The sequence below is a fragment of the Pandoraea anhela genome, from assembly GCF_902459655.1.
GTDB classification, from domain to species: domain Bacteria; phylum Pseudomonadota; class Gammaproteobacteria; order Burkholderiales; family Burkholderiaceae; genus Pandoraea; species Pandoraea anhela.
This window is the reverse complement of the sequence record NZ_CABPSB010000053.1, coordinates 1-1,346: the sequence shown is the minus strand read 5'-3', so window position 1 is coordinate 1,346 and position 1,346 is coordinate 1. Positions and strand designations below refer to the sequence as shown.

Annotated in this window: 2 protein-coding genes; both read right to left on the bottom strand. The window is 65.2% G+C overall.

Going from position 1 to position 1,346, the window contains the following annotated elements; translation table 11 throughout:
- The coding region (locus PAN31108_RS26200) for an ureidoglycolate lyase (RefSeq protein ID WP_174995153.1) at positions 1 to 163 on the bottom strand (163 nt) is incomplete at its 3' end.
- A 159-nt stretch (positions 164 to 322) separates the two neighbouring features.
- Entirely contained in the window at positions 323 to 1,345 is a 1,023-nt protein-coding gene (gene alc / locus PAN31108_RS26195; protein ID WP_150671660.1) for an allantoicase, read from the bottom strand.
- Position 1,346 lies beyond the last annotated feature (1 nt).

Below are 1,346 nucleotides of genomic sequence, written 5' to 3'. Positions count from 1 at the left end.
GCCCGCCCTGCGGACCGAGATCCACCGTGGCCAGATCGTGAAATCGCTCGGTCGTGCCGCCGTTGATCGCGAAATGTTTTGCGCCCGCCAACTCGATCACATCGCCAAACGGCGCGAACGCCTCTCGCGTCAACCGCTCGATCTTCAATGCCGGTCCCGCCATGTCACGCTCTCCTGTGCTTTCTGTTCCACTCATGCCTTGCACGCCCTCTCGCAGGTCGCATCGACGGCGGCAACCGCCGCCTGCCATGCCACGACGCGCCAATGAGACAACGAGAGGGACGCCTTTCCCCTTTCGACTTGTCTTGCCTGTGTTTGTGCTTTACGCCGTCTTGTCGCTCAACCGGCCCCACAGACGCAGACGCGAGACCCCGCCGTCCGGCAGGATGTTGAAGCGGATGTGCGTGATCGCGCCCAGCTTCTGCACCTGCGTTTCGAAGTGGAACGGCTTGTCCATCGCGAGTTTCTGTTCGGGCAGCAGCACCGGCCAGAACATCGATTGCGTGACGAGGGACTGTTCGGTGCCGCCCGTCACGTACGCCGCCTGAATCGAGCAGCGGTCGGGGAAGTTGCCCTTGAAGTGTGCGGTGTCGACTTCGATCTTGTCGATCTCGCCCGGCTGCGCCAGCGCGATGATCGCCCAGTCGTTGCCGGGCTCGCGCCGACGGCGCGTCTCCCAGCCGTCGCCCATGTTCACGCCACGGCCCGGCATCAGCAGGTTCGACGCGAGGCCGAAGTGCTGGTTGTTCGCCGCGACCACGTAGCCGCCGTTCTCCATCGCGATCAGGTCGATCAGCGCATCGCGCGAGCGGCTGGCCCAGTCGCTCTGCGGCAGGCCGTACAGGCGCAAACGCGCGAGACCGCCGTCCGGATACAGGTTCACGCGTACGTGCGTTGCGGCGCGTTGCGTGGTGATCGCGTGGTAGTGATGCGAGTTGCCTTGCAGGGTGGTCGAGGGCAGCAGTTCGAACCACTCGGCGGCGTCCGAGGGGGTGTCGTCGGGGCTGAAGCAGCCTTCGAGCGAGGCGGCGGGCGGGAAGTTGCCGGTGAAGTGACTGGTATCGAGATCGACGCCGAACAACACGCCCGGACGGGCCAGTTTGACGATGCACCAGTCGTAGCCGTTCACGCGCTTGCGACGCGTCTCCCAGCCGTCCATCCATTTGCCGTTCTCGTCGTACTTGCCGGGGATGAAGACCGCAGGCTCCGGGTTGAGCATGCGCTCTTTGGCCGCGAAGAATTCGTCGCTGGCGACGAGCGCCTGCGCGCCCAGACGCGGGTCGGCCAGATTGACGTAACGGCGCACGAATTCCGGTGCGTTCGGGTCTTGCGGGGCGAGGGCCATG